The sequence below is a fragment of the Kitasatospora sp. NPDC036993 genome, from assembly GCF_055607525.1.
On the sequence record NZ_JBVJRP010000016.1, the window covers coordinates 94,599 to 114,310 of the forward strand.

Annotated in this window: 13 protein-coding genes and 1 pseudogene; 5 read left to right on the forward strand and 9 right to left on the reverse strand. The window is 74.7% G+C overall.

Annotated elements, in window-relative coordinates; all coding sequences use genetic code 11:
- Positions 1-103: 103 nt before the first annotated feature.
- Positions 104-1,360: a sensor histidine kinase gene (locus ACZ7C5_RS29305; protein WP_470323787.1), complete on the forward strand. Its 1,257-nt coding sequence runs from the start codon at positions 104-106 to the stop codon at positions 1,358-1,360.
- Complete coding sequence (locus ACZ7C5_RS29310; RefSeq protein WP_401089869.1) at positions 1,357-2,013, forward strand: response regulator; 657 nt, start codon at positions 1,357-1,359, stop codon at positions 2,011-2,013. The genes ACZ7C5_RS29305 and ACZ7C5_RS29310 overlap by 4 nt, the downstream gene beginning before the upstream one ends.
- Before the next feature lie 37 nt (positions 2,014-2,050).
- Here the strand turns inward: ACZ7C5_RS29310 and ACZ7C5_RS29315 are convergent, their stop codons facing one another.
- From ACZ7C5_RS29315 to ACZ7C5_RS29350, 8 genes are all read right to left on the reverse strand, one after another.
- The gene (locus tag ACZ7C5_RS29315; protein ID WP_401089871.1) at positions 2,051-2,743 is read right to left on the reverse strand and encodes a hypothetical protein; all 693 of its coding nucleotides are present in this window, start codon (positions 2,741-2,743) and stop codon (positions 2,051-2,053) included.
- Positions 2,744-2,895: 152 nt separating this feature from the next.
- Positions 2,896-3,915: an N-acetylglucosamine kinase gene (locus ACZ7C5_RS29320; RefSeq protein ID WP_401089873.1), complete on the reverse strand. Its 1,020-nt coding sequence runs from the start codon at positions 3,913-3,915 to the stop codon at positions 2,896-2,898.
- Between the two features lie 170 nt (positions 3,916-4,085).
- A complete protein-coding gene (locus ACZ7C5_RS29325; protein ID WP_401090014.1) occupies positions 4,086-5,366 on the reverse strand; it encodes a 6-phospho-beta-glucosidase in 1,281 nt (426 codons plus the stop codon).
- Between the two features lie 8 nt (positions 5,367-5,374).
- Positions 5,375-6,283 (reverse strand): carbohydrate ABC transporter permease, encoded by a 909-nt coding sequence (locus ACZ7C5_RS29330; RefSeq protein WP_401089874.1) that lies wholly within the window; start codon positions 6,281-6,283, stop codon positions 5,375-5,377.
- A gap of 20 nt (positions 6,284-6,303) precedes the next feature.
- Positions 6,304-7,320 carry a carbohydrate ABC transporter permease gene (locus tag ACZ7C5_RS29335; protein WP_401089876.1) on the reverse strand — a complete coding sequence of 339 codons (1,017 nt, stop codon included), beginning with the start codon at positions 7,318-7,320 and terminating at the stop codon, positions 6,304-6,306.
- A 25-nt stretch (positions 7,321-7,345) separates the two neighbouring features.
- Positions 7,346-8,701, reverse strand: a complete 1,356-nt coding sequence (locus tag ACZ7C5_RS29340) for an ABC transporter substrate-binding protein (protein WP_401089877.1) — start codon at positions 8,699-8,701, stop codon at positions 7,346-7,348.
- 105 nt (positions 8,702-8,806) lie between these two features.
- Entirely contained in the window at positions 8,807-9,997 is a 1,191-nt protein-coding gene (locus ACZ7C5_RS29345; RefSeq protein WP_401089879.1) for an ROK family transcriptional regulator, read from the reverse strand.
- A 286-nt stretch (positions 9,998-10,283) separates the two neighbouring features.
- The gene (locus ACZ7C5_RS29350) at positions 10,284-11,438 is read right to left on the reverse strand and encodes a mechanosensitive ion channel family protein (protein ID WP_401089881.1); all 1,155 of its coding nucleotides are present in this window, start codon (positions 11,436-11,438) and stop codon (positions 10,284-10,286) included.
- 478 nt (positions 11,439-11,916) lie between these two features.
- Between ACZ7C5_RS29350 and ACZ7C5_RS29355 the strand changes: the two are divergent.
- Positions 11,917-12,420, forward strand: a pseudogene (locus ACZ7C5_RS29355) (HNH endonuclease); the annotation flags it as partial.
- Between the two features lie 275 nt (positions 12,421-12,695).
- On the opposite strand, the gene ACZ7C5_RS29360 reads toward ACZ7C5_RS29355, so the two are convergent.
- Positions 12,696-16,583 carry a beta-N-acetylglucosaminidase domain-containing protein gene (locus ACZ7C5_RS29360; protein WP_470323811.1) on the reverse strand — a complete coding sequence of 1,296 codons (3,888 nt, stop codon included), beginning with the start codon at positions 16,581-16,583 and terminating at the stop codon, positions 12,696-12,698.
- Positions 16,584-17,073: 490 nt separating this feature from the next.
- Between ACZ7C5_RS29360 and malQ the strand changes: the two genes are divergently transcribed.
- Both malQ and ACZ7C5_RS29370 read left to right on the forward strand, forming a co-directional pair.
- A complete protein-coding gene (gene malQ / locus ACZ7C5_RS29365; RefSeq protein WP_470323788.1) occupies positions 17,074-19,197 on the forward strand; it encodes a 4-alpha-glucanotransferase in 2,124 nt (707 codons plus the stop codon).
- 159 nt (positions 19,198-19,356) lie between these two features.
- Positions 19,357-19,587: a hypothetical protein gene (locus tag ACZ7C5_RS29370; protein ID WP_188299416.1), complete on the forward strand. Its 231-nt coding sequence runs from the start codon at positions 19,357-19,359 to the stop codon at positions 19,585-19,587.
- The last annotated feature ends 125 nt before the right edge of the window (positions 19,588-19,712 follow it).

Here is a 19,712-nt window from a genome sequence, read left to right on the forward strand (position 1 = left end):
CGGCATCGGGCGGCGGGCCACAACCACGGGCCGCCGCACTGGCCCCCGGGATTACGCCCCCGGGCCGATGTGCCGCCCGGAGGCCCGCCGCTACCATCGCGCCATGATCACCGAACCCCGCCCGCCGCTGCTCAGGCGCCTGCCCGCGGGCGTGTGGGTGGGGGCGCTCTGGACGGCGCTGGTCGCCTTCCGCTTCCTCACCCGCGAGGACGAGCTGCGCCACCTGCTCTCCTACCAGGGCAACCTGGAGGACATGCCGCTGACGGTCACCGCGGTGGTCACCACCCTGGTCGCGGCGCTGCTGGTCCGGCTGCCGCTGGCCGCCGTCGCGGTGGCGCTCGCGGGCGGCGTCTTCGCGCTCGGGACGGTGCGGGTCCCGGAGACCGCGCCGCTCCAGTTCCTGATCGCCGACGGGGTGGTCGGCTACTGCGCGGCCACCCGCTCCCGCCGCGTCTCGCTGAGCGCCCTGGCGCTGCCGCTCGCCACCCTCGTCGGGCTGTTCCTCCACGGCGTCGTCAACGGCTACCCCGTCAACCCGCTCGCCTACACGGGCCTCGCCGCGACCGTGCTGATCGCCTGGCTGGTCGGCAACACCGTGCACCAGAGCCGCGCCCACACCGAGGCGCTGCGCGGCCGGGCCGCCGAACAGGCCGTCACCGCCGAACGGCTGCGGATCGCCCGCGAGCTGCACGACATGGTGGCCCACAACATCGGCATCATCGCGATCCAGGCCGGCATGGGCAGCCGGGTCATGGACACCCAGCCCGCCGAGACCAGGGGCGCCCTGGAGGCCATCGAGGCCACCAGCAGGGAGACCCTGGCCGGGCTGCGCCGGATGCTCGGCGCGCTGCGGCAGGGCGAGGGGGAGCCCGCGCCGCTCGAAGCGGTGCCCGGGCTCGGCGAGTTGGACCGGTTGGTGCGGAGGGCGGCGGGCGCCGGGGTCGACGTGGCGCTCACCCGGCGCGGCGCGGTCCGGCCGCTGCCGCCCGAGGTGGACCTGGCCGCCTACCGGATCGTCCAGGAGGCGGTCACCAACGTGGTCAAGCACTCCGGCACCCGGGACTGCCACGTCACCGTCGTCTACGGCCCGCGGGAGCTCGACCTCACCGTGGCCGACCGGGGCACCGGGGCGGCGGCCGGCACCACCGGCACCACCGGTACCCCAGGCACCGGCTACGGCCTGGCCGGCATGCGCGAGCGGGTCGCCCTGCTGCACGGCGAGTTCGGTGCGGGGCCGCGCCCCGGAGGCGGCTTCCTCGTCGCCGCCCGGCTGCCGCTGCCCGACGGCGCTCCCGAGGACGCCCCCGTTCAGGCCCCTGTCCGGGCCTCCGTCCAGACCCCCGTGGAGGTGGGACCGTGACCCGTGTCGTCCTGGTCGACGACCAGCCGCTCATCCGCACCGGCCTGCGCGTGCTGATCGCCGACGCCCCCGACCTGGAGGTGGTCGGCGAGGCCGGCGACGGCGCCGAGGCCGTCGACCTGGTCACCCGGCTGCGCCCCGACGTCGCCGTGATGGACATCCGGATGCCGGGCACGGACGGCATCGAGGCCACCCGCCGGATCACCGCCGACCCCGGCCTGCCCACCCACGTCCTCGTCCTCACCACCTTCGACGACGACGACTACGTGTACGGCGCGCTGCGCGCCGGGGCGAGCGGCTTCCTGGTCAAGGACCTCGCCCTGGAGACCATCCTGGACGGCATCCGGGTGGTCGCCGCCGGGGACGCCCTGCTGGCCCCCGGCGTCACCCGCCGGCTGATCGGCGAGTTCGCCGCCCGGCCGCAGGGAACGGCCCGGCCCCGCAGGCCCGTCGCCGAGGCCGTCACCGGGCGCGAGCGCGAGGTGCTCACCCTGGTCGGCCGGGGTCTGTCCAACGCCGAGATCGCCGCGGAGCTGACCATCAGCGTGGCCACCGCCAAGGCCCACGTCGCCCGGCTGTTCACCAAGCTCGACGCCCGCGACCGGGTCCACCTGGTCATCCAGGCCTACGAGTTCGGGCTGGTCGCGCCGTAGGCCCGGTGGGCGTGCGCCGCCGCCGCGCCGGGCCCGGTCAGGACCCCGCGACCTCGCCGATGCGCATGATCCGGCCGTGGGAGTCCAGCACCACGTCGTAGGCGTTGCCGTGGCAGCCGTCCGGGGCGGCGGCCGGCTCGCGGTCGGCCAGGCAGTCGTCGAGGTGGGCGATCAGCTCGTGGAGCGGGACGGGCCTGACCGGGTCGCCGTGCGGCTCGTCGATCAGGGTCGCCGCCACGCCCGCCGTCGCGAAGCCGTAGCGGGCGGGGGCGCCGGTGGGCTCGTAGCCGGCCGGGCCGCAGCCGAAGCGGGCGGGCCGGGCGGTGAGTCCGTCCGGGGCGGCGGAGAGGACGAGGAGCACCTCGTGGCCGGGGAGCCCGGTGGGGGTGGCGCACTCGGGCCCGGCGAAGGGCCGGGCAGAGGGCTCGGCCGGCTGGTCCGCGGACGGGTCGGGAGACGGATCGGCGGAAGGGTCCGCGGACGGCCCGGAGGCGGCCGGGGTGACGGCCGACGGGCCGGCCCCGGGGGAGTAGGGCCCGGCCTCCTCTTCCTCCTCGTAGAACAGGCCGTCGTCCTCGTCCAGCAGGTCGTCCGCGCCCTCGTCGGCCAGGGCGGCGGCGGAGGCGGCGGCCACCGTGGGAGCGGAGTCGGCGGGCGTACAGCCTGCGAGGACGGCTGCGCTGCCGCAGGCCAGCAGGGCGGCGGCGAGGAGGACACGGGACGGGGCCATGGCACAAGTCTCCCCGGACGGGGGCGGATGTCGGTACCCGCTTGACACGACCGGGGCCGGTGGTGCGGTTCCCGCCGGAGGCGTGCGCGACCGCGCTTCCCTCCCCGCCGGACGTGCGGATCCGGCGGGGGAGAGCATGGGGTGAGCCTGCGTCAGGCGGCCACCGGCCGGTCCGTCTCGTACGCCTCGCGCAGCCGGTCCTGCGCCTGGGTGCCCACCGCGAGGTGGTCGAGCCCGAGCAGCGCCGCGCCGAGCACCGGCGGCGCGACGACGACGCGCGGCTCGGCCAGCGGCGCGGCCTCGGCGAGCCGGGCCGTCACGTTGTCCAGCAGCAGCGGCTGCCGGGAGGCGAGCACGCCGCCGCCCAGCACCACCGGGGCCGGGGCGTCCAGCAGCTCCAGGCGGCCGAGCGCCACCACCGCGAGCCGGACGATCTCGTCGGCCTGGCGGTCGATCAGCTCCAGGGCCACCTCGTCGCCCTCGACGGCGACCGCGAACAGCACCCGGACGATCTCGTGCAGCCGCACGCTCGGCAGGTGCCCGAGGTGGACGGCCTCGGCGACGGCGCCGGCGCTCGGCAGCCCGAAGTGCTCGGCGATGGCCCGGGCGAGCCCGGTCGGCCCGCCGCGCCCGTCCTCCGCGCGGACGGCGTGCCACATGCTGGTGACGGCGAGGCCCGAGCCGCCGCCCCAGTCGCCGGTGAGCTCGCCGAGGGCGGGGAAGCGGGCTGTGCGGCCGTCCGGCAGCAGGCCGACGCAGTTGATCCCGGCGCCGCAGACCACCGCGACCCCGAGCGGGCCGTCGGTGCCGGCCCGCAGCAGGCCGAAGGTGTCGTTGGCGACGGTGTTGCTGACCCCCCACGGGTGGGACTCCAGCGCCTCGCGCAGCGCCAGCTCCTCGACCGGCAGGTCGGCATTGGCCAGGCAGGCGCTGACGTGGCTGGTGAGCACGCCGTTCCAGGACGGGTGGCCGGCCTCGGCGGCGGCCTGCTCGACCAGCGGGGCGAGGCCGGCCACGGCCGCCGCGCCGCCGATCTTCTGGGGTTCGAAGCCGCCGCCGCGGGCGGTGCCGAGGACGGTGCCGTCGGCGCCGATCAGGGCGACGTCGGTCTTGGAGTTTCCCGCGTCGATGGCGAGGACGCCTGGCAGGAGGGGTTCGGGCTGGTGGGTCATCAGGTCCCCGCGGCTCGTACGTGGCCCGGGCCGTGGTCGTCGGCCGGGTGCCCGGCCGGGGTCGCGGCCGGGGAGCCCGGCCGAACGGTCTCCGGCCGGGGGTGGACGGTCTCCTCGCGGTGCCCGCCCGGCGGCCGGAGGAACCGGGCGGGCGGGCACCACGGGCCGGGTCAGGCCCAGGCGAGGTGCTCGCGGTTGTGGGCGAGCAGCCGGTCCGTGAGCTGGTCGGCGAGTTCTATCTGGCCGACCAGCGGGTGGGCGAGCAGGGCGTCGAAGACCCGGTCGCGGCCGCCGTGCAGGGCGGCGTCGAGGGCGAGGTGCTCGTACGAGGTGACGGCGGCGATCAGCCCCGAGTACAGCGGCTCGACGGGCCGCTGCGGCAGCGGGCGCACGCCCCGGGCGTCCACCTCCGCCGGGACCTCGATGACGGCGTCGTCCGGCAGGAAGGGCAGCACGCCGTCGTTGCGGGTGTTCACCACCTGGACGGAGGTGCCGCCACCGGTCCCGAGCAGCGCCGCGATCAGCTGGACGGCCGCCTCCGAGTAGAAGGCGCCGCCGCGCTTGCCGAGCAGCTCGGGCTTGGTGTCCAGGGCCGGGTCGGCGTACAGCTCCAGCAGCTGCCGCTCGATCTCGGCCACCTGCGCGGCCCGGGAGCCCTGCTCCCTCAGCTCGGCCACCACCGCGTCGTGCTGGTAGAAGTACCGCAGGTAGTAGGAGGGCACCACGCCGAGGCGCCGGACGACGGCCTGCGGCAGGTGCAGGTCGTCGGCGATCTCCTTGCCGTGCGAGGACAGCAGCTCCGGGAGCACCTCGCGCCCGGTCGTGGCCCCCGGGGCGTCCAGCAGGGTGACCCCGCGCTCCCAGGTCAGGTGGTTGAGCCCGACGTGGTCGAGCCGGACCAGCTCCGGGGCGACGTCCAGGTGAGCGGCGAACTTGCGCTGGAAGCCGATCGCGACGTTGCACAGTCCGACGGCCTTGTGGCCGGCGTCCTGCAGGGCCCGGGTGACGATGCCGACCGGGTTGGTGAAGTCCACGATCCAGGCGTCCGGGTTGGTCCGGCGCACCTGTTCGGCGATGTCCAGCACCACGGGGACGGTGCGCAGCGCCTTGGCGAGCCCGCCGGCTCCGGTGGTCTCCTGCCCGACGCAGCCGCACTCCAGCGGCCAGGTCTCGTCCTGGTTGCGGGCCGCCTGCCCGCCGACGCGCAGCTGGAGCAGCACGGCGTCGGCGTCCGCGACGCCCGCCACCAGGTCCGTGGTCACCGTGACGACGGCGGAGTGGCCCTGCTTGGCGAAGATCCGCCGGGCGAGGCCGCCGATCAGCTCCAGGCGCTCGGCGGCCGGGTCGATCAGCACCAGTTCGCCGATCGGCAGGCTGTCCCGCAGCCGGGCGAAGCCGTCGATCAGCTCCGGGGTGTACGTCGAGCCACCGCCGACGATTGCCAACTTCAGTGCGGACATCAGCCCTTGACCCCTGTCAGTGTCACGCCTTCGATGAAGGCCTTCTGAGCGAAGAAGAAGAGGACGATCACCGGCGCCATCACCAGCAGGGTGGCGGCCATGGTGAGGTTCCAGTTGGTGTGGTGGGCGGCCTTGAAGGACTCCAGCCCGTAACTGAGGGTCCAGGCCTCGTGGTTGTTGCTGGCGTAGATCTGCGGGCCGAAGTAGTCGTTCCAGCAGTAGAAGAACTGGAACAGCGCGACCGCCGCGATGGCCGGCTTGGCCATCGGCAGGACCACCCGCAGCAGGGTGCGCAGGTCGCCGCAGCCGTCGATCCTGGCGGCCTCGATGTACTCCTTGGGGATGGTCATCAGGAACTGGCGCAGCAGGAAGATGGAGAACGCGTCGCCGAAGGCCATCGGGATGATCAGCGGCCAGAGCGAGCCGTCCATGCCCATCTGCTTGGACCAGAACAGGAACATCGGGATGACGGTGACCTGCGGGGGCAGCATCATCATCGCGATGACCCCCATCAGCGCCAGGTTGCGGCCGCGGAAGCGGAACTTGGCGAGCGCGTAGGCCACCGGGAGGCTGGAGACCACGGTCAGCGCGGTGCCGGCCAGGGCGTACAGCAGGGTGTTGCGCCACCAGGTCAGGAAGCCGGGGGTGTCCCAGACCTTGCCGTAGTTGCTCCAGTTCCAGTCGGTCGGCCAGTAGTCGGTGGTGAGCGCCTGCCCGTCCGACATCACCGAGGTGAGGAAGACGAAGACGAAGGGCAGCAGGAAGAACAGCGCGGCGGCGATGGCCACCGTGTGCACGGCCACCCACTGGAGGAACGCGCGGCGCCGGGCGGCCCGGGCGGCGGGGCCGCCGGACCGGGAGGGGACGGCGGTGGCCGGCCCCTTGGTGAGCGTGGTGCCAAGGGTCATGATCGGGTCCTCCCGGGCCGCTAGTCGTCGCTCGCCATGAAGCCGGAGCGGCGGCGGAGCAGGATCGAGGTGACGGCCATCGAGATGACGAACAGCACCAGGGCGACGACGCAGGCCGCGCCGTAGTTGTAACTCTGGAAGCCGAGCTTGTAGACCATCTGCGGCAGGGTCCAGGTGGAGCCGCCCGGGTAGCCGGGCTCGAACGGCTGCCCGGAGCCGCCCGCGATGCCGCTGGCGACCTTCCCGGCGACGATCGCCTGGGTGTAGTACTGCATGGTCTGGATCACCCCGGTGACCACCGCGAACATGATGATCGGCGAGATGTTCGGCAGCGTGACGTACCGGAACCGCTGGAACGGGCCGGCCCCGTCCAGCTGGGCCGCCTCGTACTGCTCCCTGGGGACGTCCAGCAGCGAGGCCATGAAGATGACCATCAGGTCGCCGATGCCCCACATCGCGAGCAGGGTGAGCGCGGGCTTGGACCAGTCCTCGGAGGCGAACCAGCCGGGCTCCGGCAGGCCGAGCTCGCCGAGCAGGTGGTTGACCGGGCCGGTGCCGGGGTTGAACAGGAAGGCGAAGGCCACGGTGGCGGCCACCGGCGGGGCCAGGTACGGCAGGTAGAAGGCGGTGCGGAAGAAGCCGGCCCCGGTCTTGACCTTGGTGATGAGCATCCCGATGCCCAGGCCGAAGGCGACCCGCAGGCTCACCATGACGATGACCAGCCACAGGGTGTTGCGCAGGCCCTGCCAGAAGGTCGGCAGGTGGTTGAAGACGTAGTCCCAGTTCTTCAGGCCGCTGAAGGTCGGCGTGCCGAAGCCGTTGTACGTGGTGAAGGAGAAGTAGGCGGTGGAGACCAGCGGGTAGACGAAGAAGACGCTGAACCCGACCAGCCAGGGGGAGAGGAAGGCGAGGGTGCGGGCCGCCTCCCGGCGGCGCTTGCGGCGCAGCAACTGCTGCGCGGCGGGCGCCGCCGGGCCGGTCGGTCCCGCGTCGGCCTTGTCGCCTTTTCCCTTGCGGGTGCCGAACGCGAGTGACATGGGAGCTCCGTGGACCGTTCCCGGCCTACTTGGCCTGGGCGATGTCGGTGTCGATCTGCTTGGCCGTGGCGGCCAGGCCCGCCTGGAGGTCGGCCTGCTTGCCGGACTCGTAGTCGTAGCCGAGGTTCTGCAGGGTGGTGATGTAGCTGCCGCCGTTGACCGCCGGCGGGGTGGTGCCGGAGTGCGCGTTCTTGGCGACGTTCAGGAAGGTCTTGAAGTTCTCGTCGGCGACCAGCTTCGGCGAGTCGAGCGCGGCGAGGGTGCTCGGCACGTTGTGGATCGCGTTGGCGAAGCCGACCACCGCGTCGGTGTCCGTGGTCAGGTACTTGACGAACTCCCAGGCGGCGGCCTGCTTCTTGCTGCTGCTGGCGATGCCGACGATGGTGCCGGTCTGGTAGCCGCGGCCGTAGGTGTCGGCCTGGTCGTCCGGGACGGGGAAGGCGGCGGTGCCCCACTCGAAGTCGGGCTTGTTGTCGGCGAGGGAGGCGGTGCGCCACTCGCCGTCGAGGATCATCGCGAGCTGGCCGGTGTGGAAGGGGTTCTTGGCGCTGAACTCCTCGCCGAAGGTGGCGCGGTACTTCTCCAGCTTGTCGAAGCCGCCGAGCTGGTCGACCAGGCCCTTCTGCCACTTGAACATCGCGGCGACCTTCGGGTCGGTGGCGATGGCCGACTTGCCGTCGGAGCCGAAGTAGCCGGGGCCGTACTGGCCGAGGTAGTGCTCGGTGGTGGACTCGTAGCCGTGGTAGAGCGGCATGAAGCCCAGCTGCTTGTACGAGTCGCCGTCGGCGACGGTGAGCTTGGCGGCGGCCTCGGCGAACTCGCTGAAGGTCTTCGGGGGGTGGGCTATGCCGGCGTCGGCGAAGGCCTTCTTGTTGTAGTACAGGCCGTAGGCGTCGCCGAGCAGCGGCAGCGAGCACTGGTTGCCCTGGAACTGCGTGTAGTCGAGCATCGTGGCCGGGAAGGTCTTGGCCGGGTCGATGCCGCTCTTCTGGAGCATCGGCTTGAGGTCGACGAAGGCCTTGGTCGAGCAGAACATGCCGACGTTGTTGGTGGTGAAGGAGGAGACCACGTCCGGCGCGTTGTCGCCGCCGGCCCGCAGCGCCTGGTTGACCTTGTCGTCGGCGAGGCTGTCCACGGCCTTGACGTGGATGTTGGGGTGGGCCTTCTCGAAGGCGGCGATGTTGGCGTTGATCGCCTTGATCTCGTTCTCCTGGCTCCAGCCGTGCCAGAAGGTGATGGTGACGTCCTTGCCGCCGGCCGAGTCGTCGGTGCCGCCCGAGTCGCTGGAACCGGTGCAGGCGGAGGCGAGCAGGGCCAGGACGGCGCTGCCGGCGAGGGCGGCGATGGTGCGGCGGCCTCTGCGGGAGGTGGTGGCGTGCACTTCTGGATCCTCCTGGGGGTGCGCGGGCAGGCCTCATTGCCTCGGATCCCGCGTTCGGGGGTTGGGGAGAGGTGGGTGCAGGTGAACGAGGTGACAGGGGGAGCGTCAGTGGGTGGAGAAGACCGCCTCGCGGGCGTCGGACAGGGCACGTTGCAGGGCGCCGAGCAGGACCGGTGAGCCCGGCAGGGCGCTGCTGCGGACCTCCGGTCTGGCGATGGAGACCCGGGCCAGTTCGTCCTCGACGAGCGCGCGCAGGCGTTCGCCGCCGGCGCTCGGCACCACGCCGGAGAGGACCACCAGCTGGGGGTCGACGACGGCGACGATCACGGCCAGCCCGACGGCGAGCCGCCCGGCCAGCTCGGTGAGGAAGGAGTCGCCGGCGCCCGGGGTGGTCAGCGCCTTGGCGATGGACTCCTGCGCGGTGGCCGCGCCGAGCCCGTGCTCCCTGGCCAGGGCCCGGACGGCGGGGGTGCCGACCAGGGCCTGGAACCCGCCGAACTTGCGGCGGCGGGCGTCCCACTCGACCGGCGAGTCGGGCAGCGGCATGTAGCCGACCTCCCCGGCGCCGCCGGTGAAGCCGCGGTGCAGCCGCCCGGCGATCACGATCGCCGCGCCGACCCCCGCCCCGGCCCAGAGCAGGACGAAGTCCTCGAAGCCGGCCGCGGCGCCCGAGGAGCGCTCGGCGACGGCGGCCAGGTTCACGTCGTTCTCGATCGACACCGGCGCGCCGATCGCCGCGGTCAGCTCCTCGACCAGTCGCGGCGAGTGCCAGCCGGGCAGGTGGGAGGCGTAACGGAGCCTGCCGGTGACCGGGTCGGGGGCGCCGCCGAGCCCGATCGCGGCGGTGCGCAGGGAGCCTTCGGGGATTCCGGCGGCCCGGACCGCGGCGGCCACCGCGGCGGCGACGGCGGGGACCGTCCCGGCGGCGGGCAGGCCCTTGGTGGGCACGCTGTGCTCGGCCAGGGTGCTGCCGGTGATGTCGGCGACGGCGACCCGGATCTCGCTGTTGGTGACGTCCAGCCCGGCGACGTACCCGGCGGCCGGATTCACCTGGTACAGCCGGGCGTTGGGGCCGGGTCCGCCGGCCGTGGTGCCGACCGGCACGACCAGCCCGGCGGCCTCCAGCCGGGCCAGCAGCTGGGAGGCGGTGGGCTTGGACAGCCCGGTGAGGGTGCCGATCTGGGTGCGCGAGAGCGGACCGTTCTCCAGCAGCAGTTCGAGGGCGGCGCGGTCGTTGATGGCGCGCAGCAGGCTGGGGGTGCCGGCGAGGGGGGCCTTGGCGGTGCTCTTGGTCATGCCCGGAATCCTCCTCTTTCGGCTGGTCGGGAAAGTCCGCAGGTGGCCCCCGTGCGGGGAGCGGGCGGCCCTCGGGCGAACCGTGATGAACTGTTAGGAAACTTTCCAGTCGCTTGGGAAGGACCGTAAGGGCCGTGTCAGCGGGGTGTCAATGGCCGGTGGAGCGGAGGATGCCGAAGCGTTACCGGACAGCACGGAGCCCCGCCCCCACCGGTTATCCGCACGGTGGTGGGAACGGGGCTCTCGTCCGCGGAAGGGGCTCCTCGGTGGGAGGTGCCGCGCGGGGCTACGGCTTCGCCGAGTCCTCCGACGCCCGCGCCGGGACCGGCTCGGCCACCCGGTCGGCCGACGCGGCCGGGGCGAGCTGCTCGGCGGCCGGCACCGGAGAGGGCGCGATCACCACCCCGGTCGCCCCGGCCGCCACCGCGGGGACCTCCTCCTTGACCTTGATCCCGGCCCGGTCGAAGGCCGCCTTCAGCCGCTGGCGCAGCCCCCGGGAGACGGAGGCCGCCTTGCCCGGGGCCGTCCTGGCCTCGACCCGCAGCACCACCGAGTCGGGGGCGACCGACTCCACGCCCAGGATCGACACCGGCGCCCAGACCAGCTCGTCGTACGGGGCCTCCTTGGCCATCAGCTCGGCCGTCGCCAGGATCAGCTCCTCGACCCGGAGCAGGTCCTCCTTGTACCCGACCTGCACGTCTACCGAGGCGGTCGCCCAGCCCTGGCTCATGTTGGCGATCCGCTTCACCTCACCGTTGCGGATGTACCAGATCTCGCCGTTCGCGCCGCGCAGCTTGGTCACCCGCAGACCGACCTCCAGCACCGTGCCGGAGGCCACCCCGGTGTCGATCTCGTCGCCGACGCCGTACTGGTCCTCCATGATCATGAAGACCCCGGAGAGGAAGTCGGTGACCAGGTTGCGGGCGCCGAAACCGATCGCCACACCGGCCACACCGGCGCTCGCCAGCAGCGGCGCCAGGTTCACCCCCAGCGCGGACAGCACCATCAGCGCCGCCGTGCCCAGGATGGTGAAGGAGGCCACGCTGCGCAGCACCGAGCCGATCGCCTCCGAGCGCTGCTGGCGCCGCTCCGTGTTCACCACCCCGGTGTTGGCCAGCAGCCCGCCCAGCCGGCTCTCCTCCTGGTGCTCGGAGGTGCGCGCCATCCGCCCTATCAGCTGGGTGATGAGCTTGCGCACCACGGCCCGCAGCACCAGCGCCAGCACGATGATGAAGACGATCCGCAGCCCGGAGGCCAGCCAGCCCTGCCAGTGGGTGTCGAACCAGCTGGCGGCCTGCCGGGTGGTGTCCGAGACCTCCTGCGCGCTGGTCGGTATCCGCAGGTCGAGGTCGGGCAGCTGCGCGGTGGGGCTTGGGGCCGGGGTCGGGTTGGCGAGCGTCGAGGACGCGTCGGACGGACCGGTGGCACCGGAGCTGAACACGTGCGGACCTTCCTGGCAGGGTGTGTGTCGGGCCCGCACCGCCGGCAAGCGGCCCGCGGACCGTGCGCCTCAGCCTATCCGCTGCCGTCTGCCCGCCCCGACGCGCCGGAACCTCCCCTGAGCGTGCCCGAGGGCGCACAGTGCGTCCCGAACGCCCCGTCAACGCCCCCGTACGCTCCCCCCGCTCCCGGCCTCCCGGGCCGTCCCCGCCGGTCGGGGCACTGCTCCGGACGGCCGATCGGTCCCCCGGGAGGGCCACCGGGGCGGCCCGCACCGCCACCCGGGTGCAACCCGACCTTCCCCGGGCATACCGGTTATGACAGAGACCACACCCGGAGTTCACGTCAGGTCCGTTACACAGGAGTGGTGGCGCCGTACAAAGGCCTAAGGCGACACTGGGGAGATCGCGCACGAGTGGCGCGATACAACCGCTCGTCCCGGCGCGAGCCACGCGCCGCAGGCGTCCAAGGAGGCATCCGTGCCGCATGTCCTGGTCCTCAACGCGTCCTACGAGCCACTCGGCGTCGTATCGATGCGCCGCGCACTCATCCTGGTCCTCAACCACAAGGCGGTCAGCCTGGAGGACTCGGAAGTCACTCTGCACAGCGCCACCAGCGCCCTTCCGGCGCCGTCCGTCGTCCGTCTGACCCGCTTCGTACGGGTCCCGTTCTGCGGGCCCGTCCCGCTCACCCGCCGGGCGCTGTTCGCCCGCGACCACGGCCGCTGCGTCTACTGCGGGGCCGCCGCCACCAGCGTCGACCACGTCATCCCGCGCAGCCGTGGCGGCCAGCACCGGTGGGACAACGTGGTCGCGGCCTGTCGCCGCTGCAACCACACCAAGGCCGACCGCCACCTCACCGAACTCGGCTGGCGGATGAAACGACCACCCGCGCCGCCAAGCGGCCTGGCCTGGCGCATCATCGGCACCGGGATCAAGGACCCGCGCTGGCGGCCCTACCTGGAACCCTACGGCGGCGGCGACCAGCTGCGCGCCCCGCAGTGGGGCGAGTACGAGCACCACGACCGCACCGAGCAGCCGGTCCACCCGGTCCCGCTCGGCCGGGCGCACGCCGCCCACCCCGCCCCCGTCCGCCGCGGCGAGCAGCCCGAACCGCTCTCCGCCTGACCACCGCTCCACAAGGGCCCGCCCGTCACACCGTCGGTACGCGCCTCATGGGCCGCCGCGCCCCCCGCACCGGGGAGCCGGCGGCCCGCCGCGTTCCACGCGCCAGTCCCTCCCCGGGCCGCCCGAGGCCGCTACGGCTTGGCCGCGGCCCCGCCCGTCGCCGGGGGCACCGCGGGGGCGCCCGGCGCCCCGCCCGGCTGAGCGGGCCGGCCGTCCGGCGGCTGCGGCTGGACCGGTGGCTGGACCGGCGGGGTCACGGCGTACAGCTCGACGCCCCACAGCGAGTAGCCGTACTTGGTCGCCCGCGCCACGCCCTGCACCCGGACGAACCGGACCCCGGGCGCGTCGAAGCGCACCGTCTCGTCGCCGCCCTTGCCGCTGTCCACGGTCGCCGCGTCCGTCCAGGAGTTCCCGTCCGCCGAGACCTGGATCCGGTACGAGGCGGCGTGCGCGGCCTGCCAGTGCAGCACCGCCGCGCCCAGCCTGGTCGCCTGCGGCAGCTCCAGCCGCACCCAGGCGTCGTCCTTGGCCGGCGAGGACCAGCGGGTCTTCGGATCGCCGTCGGCGACCGCCGAGGCGGGGAAGTCCGCCGTCTCGTCGCCCGAGGAGGTGGCCTTCGCGCCGACCGCCAGGTCGGGACCGCCGGTGGGCGGCACCACGTGCACCTGGAGCACCTGCCGGACGGTGGTGGTACCGGCCACGAACTGCACCGGCACCTGGTACGTCCCGGACGGCGTCTCCGCGGTGGCGCTCACCAGCAGCGGCACACCCACCCGGCCGCCGCGCGGCACGCTCACCTGTCCCGCCGGGGCCACGGTCAGGCCCTTGGCGGTGGCCGGCACCTCGGTGCGCAGCTCGCCGGCGGTGCCCTCGGGCCGGCCGGCCTCCACGGTGGCCTGGGTCGTCACCGGCGCGGTGGCGCCGGTGACCACGTCCAGGGCCGGGTCGGAGAGGCTGAGCCTGGCCGCCGGAACGTCCGCGTACCAGGGGATCACCTGGTTGACCACCGGTGGGTCGCCGCCGGGCTTCCAGGTCAGCCGGAACGCGTCGGCGGGCAGTCCGCCGGCCGGCAGCTCGTTGTAGCCGGGCTGCACGGTGCCGATGTCCGCCCAGGTGCCGTCGGCCCGGCGCACCGCGACGGTGGCGCCGGCGCGCACGTTCGGGTCGGTCAGCACGGTGAGCCGGTCCAGCGGACGGGGCGCGCCGAGTTCGACGGTGAGCGGCTCGTCCAGCGCGGTGGGCGCCTTGGCGGCCCGGTACGCGGTGTCCGGGTTGCCGTCCAGCACGGCGGCGGAGGAGGAGCCGGGCGCCGCGTCGGGACCGCCGCTGACGCTGGCCGGGGACTCGTCCGGCGCGGTGACGGTGAACTCGCGCACCGCGACGGCGGTCTTCTGCGCGGCGGTGGCCCGCAGCCGCACCGCCCGTACCACCGTGCCCGGCGGGAGCTGGGCACTGACCGTCTTCTGGTTCTTCACGGTCGCGAGCTGCTTCCAGCCGCCCTCGCCGGTGGTGTACTCCAGCACGCCGTCGCGGATGTAGTCGTCCACGGCGGTCCTGGCGTCGGGGCCGTCGCCCCAGCCGCCCATCAGCACGGTCACGCCGCTGACCGGGCGGCCCGCGCCGAGGTCCAGGCCGACCGCGTCGCCGGGCTGCGGGGGAGCGGAGCTCCAGTAGAAGGTGTCGGCCACGCCGTCGCCCATCAGCGCGGGCAGGTGGTCCTGCGCGGTGCCCATGGTGGTGGTCGGGGTGACCCCTCCGGCGGCCACGCCCGACCAGTTGTCGGCGGCGCGCACGGCCCGCTCCAGGAACGGGCCGAGCACCCCGGCGCCGACCGTGGCCGGGGCCTGGGCCAGCTGCTCGCGCAGCCCGTTGAGCTCGACCCTGGCCTTCCACGCCGCCGTGCCGTCGCCGCCGTGCTGGGCCAGCAGCATGTCGAGGGCGGCCCGGCCGGCCAGCCCGTAGTCGCGCAGCGGGCCCAGCCAGGGCGCGGCCTCGCCGGCCAGCTGGGCGGTGGCCGGGGTGCCGGCCAGGGTCTGCCGGGCGGTGGCCATCGCGTCGAAGGCGCCCCGCAGCGGGGCGGCGGCCTCGATCAGCCTGGCGAGGTCGGGGGTGGCGCCCGAGGTGGGCTCGGCGGCCGCCCAGAACCGGTCGAGCAGCGGCGTCAGATAGCCCGACTCCTGCTTGGACAGCGGCGAGGAGGTGCTGTTCCCGGCCAGCGCGGTGACGGCGGACAGGGCCGACCCCGCGGGCGTCGCGCCGGCGCCGGTCGGCCCGGCCAGCGAGCGCACGGCGGCCTGCCAGGAGTCGTCCGGCTTGTACCCGGCCGGGTTCCAGGCGAAGTCCCCGGCGGTGGCGAGGGCGATCCGGGAGGCCACCGGCTGCTGCATCGCGCCGGTCAGCAGGGCCGCCGAGCGGGTCGCCACCTCGGGGTCGCGCCCGGTGTAGGCGCCGAGGAAGAGCCGGTCCGGGCTGGCGTCGTTGACCGGGTAGTTGTCCATGGTGAGCAGCGGGCGCCCGTACAGCCCGGCGGTGTCCGAGGCCTGGGCGCCGGTGATCCTCTCCGGGATCGCCCCGACCCCGCTCCAGGCCACCTGGACGCCCTCCGGCAGCGCCGCCGCCAGCGCCTTGCGGTACGGGGTGGCGCCCTGCTGGTGGGACTCGGTGGGGAGGACGGACAGCGGCGCCAGGCCCGGGTTCCTCGCGATCAGCCGGTCCTGCACCTTCCTCACCAGCGCGGCCTGCGCCTTGGCGGCCGCGACCGGCCCGGTGCCGTACTCGTCGCGGTCGTCGCCGCAGTGCCACTCGTCGTAGCTGACGTCCAGGAACTGCAACTGGAAGGCGGTGAAGCCGAGCCCGCGCAGCCCGTCCAGCTTCTTCACCAGCGCGTCGACATCCTTGCCCGAGCTGAAGCAGAAGGACTGCCCGGGGTCGATCGCGTAGCCGAGCGTGACGTGGTTGGCGCGCGCCCGGAAGCCCAGCTCGCGCAGCTCCTCCGCCTGGGCGGCCGGGTAGGCGGTGCGCCAGCGGGAGAGCCGGTACGGGTCGTCACCGGGGGCGTAGAGGTAGAAGTTCTGCTTGGAACGGCCGAGGAAGTCGACCTGCTCCAGCCGCTGCTGCGCGGTCCACGGGGTGCCGTAGAAGGCCTCCGCGGTGCCGCGCACCGGCGCACCGGACGGCCAGTCCCGCAGCGTGACTCCGGGCAGGCCGAGCCCGGCCGCGCCCGGCGCCTGCCCCTGCCCGGCCGGCACGGCGGCGAGCAGCTGGCGCAGGCTCTGCGCGGCGTAGAAGGTGCCGGTGGCGTCCACGCCGGCCAGCACCACGGCGCCGTACGTCCCGCCGCCCTGGGCGGGCAGCTGACCGATCGACAGCAGGTACCCGCCGGCCGGCATGCCCGCGGTGGTGGGCGCGGCCTCCGCCGTGCCGCCGGCCGCGACCGCCAGTCGGCGCAGCACCCGGCCGGTCTCGCCGTCGGCGCCCTCGCCGGGCCCGCCGACGTACACCACCAGCGCGCCTGCGGCCGGCGTCCCGCCGTCCGGCCGCGGCGTCACCTCGCCGGCGCCGGCGACCTCCAGCACCTCGTGGACGGCCCGCACGGCGCCGAGGTCCGCCTTCTCCGCGGTCACCAGCGTCACCGCGGACGGCACCGTGACGGGCTTGCCCGCCACCGTCTGCTCCTGCGGCCTCGGGAACACCTTCGGGTCGGTCACGCTGCCCAGCGGCGTCTGCGGCGCGGTGCTCACCACACCCGGCGCCGAGCCGGCCGCGTACGCCACCGAGGGCACCACCCCGGCCAGCAGCCCGCCGACCACCGCCGCGGCCGCGACCCCGGCCGCGATCTGCAGCGTCCGCCGCCCCGGCCGCCCCGCGGCACGCCCCGCGCGCTCCTCCCGCACCGACGCCATCAGCGGCTCCGTCCCCTTGAGATCGGCGATCAGCCGGTCCGCCGTCCGCGGCGCCAGCTGACGGCACGTCCGCGCGGTGGCCCGCCGCGCCGCCATCGCCGCGGGGTGCAGCAGCACCTCCCGCAACGCCGGACTCTGCTCCAACTGCGACCGAAGCCGCCGCCCGGCCACAACGGACACACGGGCTTGCACAGGAGCCTCCTCGCCAGGCCACGACCACATCTCCGCAACCCCACCAGCTGGCCAACCCGGTGTCAACGTGACCGACCGCTACGGCCGTTTTGCCGGATTGGATCGCATGTCAGGCCGGCCCCTGCCATGGCGGGCGCCACCGTCCGGAGGGGGCCGGACGGGGTGTCGGCGCCGGTCGGAACCGGTCCACCGCGGCGCCCTCCGGGCCGACGGCCCGCGCTTGTGCCGCGCCGGTCCGGCAGAAGCCGAAGGCCCGCGCGCTCCGCACCGACGCGCCCGGGCCCTGCCCGCCCGAGCGCCGGCCCGCGGCCGATCGACCGGGCACCGTCGTGTCGCTCTGGGTGATCGAGGTGTCACCCGGGTAGGACTGTGGTCGTCCCGACCAGGCGTTGCCGAGACATCGCAGGAGCCGCGAGTGGCCGCTTACCACGACAGTGACGGAGCCGAGCAGGTACCGGCGCAGGATGCCCCGCCGCCGCCCGCCGAACTGGTGGCGCTGGCGCGGGCGTACGGGGTGGACACCCGGCACCCGGGGCCGGGCGGGCAGGCGGTGGGGGCGCGGACGCTGGTCGCGGTACTGGCGGCGATGGGGGTCGCGGCCGGGACCCGGCAGGAGGCACGGGAGGCGCTGGAGCGCCACCGGGCCGGGCAGCGGTCCCGGCTGCTGCCGCCCTGCGTGGTGGTCCGTCAGGGGCGGCGCACCGCGCTGGACGTGCCGGCCGACGCCCGGCTGCGGGTCGAACTGGAGGACGGGGGCGGCTGGGAGCTGCCGAGGGGGCACTCGCACTGGCTGCCGGGGGACCTGCCGCTGGGGCGGCACGTGCTCACGGCGGAGAGCGAGGGGCGCGGGGCCCGGGCCGCGCTGATCGTCGCCCCCGAGCGGCTGCCGCGGCTTCCGGGCCGCAGCTGGGGGTTCCTGGCCCAGCTGTACTCGGTGCTGTCCGAGCGCTCCTGGGGCATGGGCGACCTCGGCGACCTGGGCGAGCTGGCCCGGTGGGCGGGCACCGGCCTCGGCGCGGGCTTCGTGCAGATCAACCCGCTGCACGCGGGGGTGCCCACGAGCCCCTCGGACCCCTCCCCGTACCGCCCGTCCTCGCGCCGCTTCGCCGACCCGGTGCACCTGCGGATCGAGGACGTCCCCGAGTACGGGTACCTCGCCGGCGGGCAGCGCGACCGGGCCGAGGAGCTGACCCGCCGCGCCGCCCGGCTGCGCGAGGAGGTCCTCGGCCACGACGCCCTGATCGACCGGGACGCCGTCTGGCAGCTCAAGCGCGAGGCCCTGGAACTGCTGCACGAGGTGCCGCGCGGCCCCGGCCGGCAGGCCGCGTACGAGGCGTACCGGCGCCGGGAGGGCGAGTGGCTGCGCCGGTACGCCCTGTGGAACGCCCTCGCCGAGGAGCACGGCCCGGACCGGCACCACTGGCCGAAGGGCCTGCGTCACCCGGACGGCCCACAGGTCGAGCAGGCGGAGAAGGCCCTCGGGGACCGGGTCGAGTTCCACCGCTGGCTCGCCTGGCAGGTCGACCAGCAGCTCGCCCACGCCCAGCGGGCGGCCCGCGAGGCCGGGATGGCGGTCGGCCTGATCCACGACCTGGCCGTCGGCGTCCACCCGGACGGCGCCGACGCCTGGGCCCTCCAGGACGTGCTGGCCGACGGCATCTCGGTCGGCGCCCCGCCGGACGCCTTCAACGCCCACGGCCAGGACTGGGGCCTGCCGCCCTGGCGCCCGGACGCGCTCGCCGAGGCCGGCTACGCCCCGTACGCGGAGCTGCTGCGGGCCACCGCCCGGCACGCCGGGGCGGTGCGGATCGACCACGTGATGGGCCTGTTCCGGCTCTGGTGGGTGCCGGCGGGCCACCAGCCGACCGAGGGCGCGTACGTGCGCTACGACGCCGAGGCGATGCTCGGGGTCCTGGCGCTGGAGGCGCACTGGGCCGGGACGCCGGTGATCGGCGAGGACCTGGGCACGGTCGAGCCGGGCGTGCGGGAGGAACTGGCGGCCCGCGGGGTGCTCGGCACCTCCGTCCTCTGGTTCGAGCGGGACTGGCAGGGCGACGGCGCGATCCTCGCCCCGGACCGCTGGCGGCCCGGCTGCCTGGCCACCCTCACCACCCACGACCTGCCCAGCACCGCGGCCAGGCTCTCCGGCGAGCACGTCGAGCTGCGGCACCGGCTGGGCCTGCTGGCCAGGCCGCTGGGGGAGGAGCAGGAGGAGGCGGCGACGGAGCTGGCCGACTGGCGGGCCGAGCTGGCCGGGCTGGGCCTGCTCCGGCCGGGCGAGCCGCTGACGGCGTCCGTGCTGTACCGCTTCCTGCGGGCGACCCCGGCCGAGCTGGTCGGCGTCTGGCTGCCCGACCTGGTCGGCGACCCGCGTCCGCAGAACCTGCCCGGCACCTGGGACCAGTACCCGAACTGGCGCCTGCCGGTCGCGGACGGCGCCGGCGACCCGGTCACCCTCGAACGCCTCGCCGCCACCCCCGCCGCGGGCCTGCTCGCCCACCTCCTGGCCCCGCCCGGTTCCCGCGGGCCCGCCCGTTGACCGGGAGGGGCCGGCCCCGCCGGGTGCGCACCGCCCTCGGACCCGACGCGCGCGCCGTCCCCGGCCCCGTCCGTCGCCGTCGGCCCGCCGCGGGCGCTCCCGCCTCCTCGGGCCGACCCCGACGCGCGCGCCCCCGTAAGCGGCGGGTAAGTTGGAAACGTGGACAAGAGGAACGCTTTGCGAGCCGGCGCGGTCTCCGCAACGGTCACGCTGATGATGCTGCTGTCGTCGCCCGCCATGGCCTTCACCCGGGACGACGGTGACGACCCGGGGTCCGGCCTGAGTGTCGGTGAGACCCTCGGCCTGTACGTATTTCTCCCGCTCGTCGCCTTCGCGGTGATCGCCGGTCTGGCCGGCCTGCCGTACGGCGGCAAGGGCAAGAAGAAGTAACCGGCGGGTCCGGCCGGACCCGCACGACGTCCACCGGGACGTTCCACGTCCACCAGGACCCGCACGACCCCGAAGGGGCGCCGGACGATCCCGTCCGGCGCCCCTTCGGGCTTGGTCCGCGGACC

Bases quoted from the DNA above. Each gene is read 5' to 3' on its own strand.
- ACZ7C5_RS29335 (WP_401089876.1), bottom strand. From the start codon at position 7,320: ATGTCACTCGCGTTCGGCACCCGCAAGGGAAAAGGCGACAAGGCCGAC.
- ACZ7C5_RS29330 (WP_401089874.1), bottom strand. From the start codon at position 6,283: ATGACCCTTGGCACCACGCTCACCAAGGGGCCGGCCACCGCCGTCCCC.
- ACZ7C5_RS29320 (WP_401089873.1), bottom strand. From the start codon at position 3,915: ATGACCCACCAGCCCGAACCCCTCCTGCCAGGCGTCCTCGCCATCGAC.
- ACZ7C5_RS29345 (WP_401089879.1), bottom strand. From the start codon at position 9,997: ATGACCAAGAGCACCGCCAAGGCCCCCCTCGCCGGCACCCCCAGCCTG.
- ACZ7C5_RS29315 (WP_401089871.1), bottom strand. From the start codon at position 2,743: ATGGCCCCGTCCCGTGTCCTCCTCGCCGCCGCCCTGCTGGCCTGCGGC.
- ACZ7C5_RS29305 (WP_470323787.1), top strand. From the start codon at position 104: ATGATCACCGAACCCCGCCCGCCGCTGCTCAGGCGCCTGCCCGCGGGC.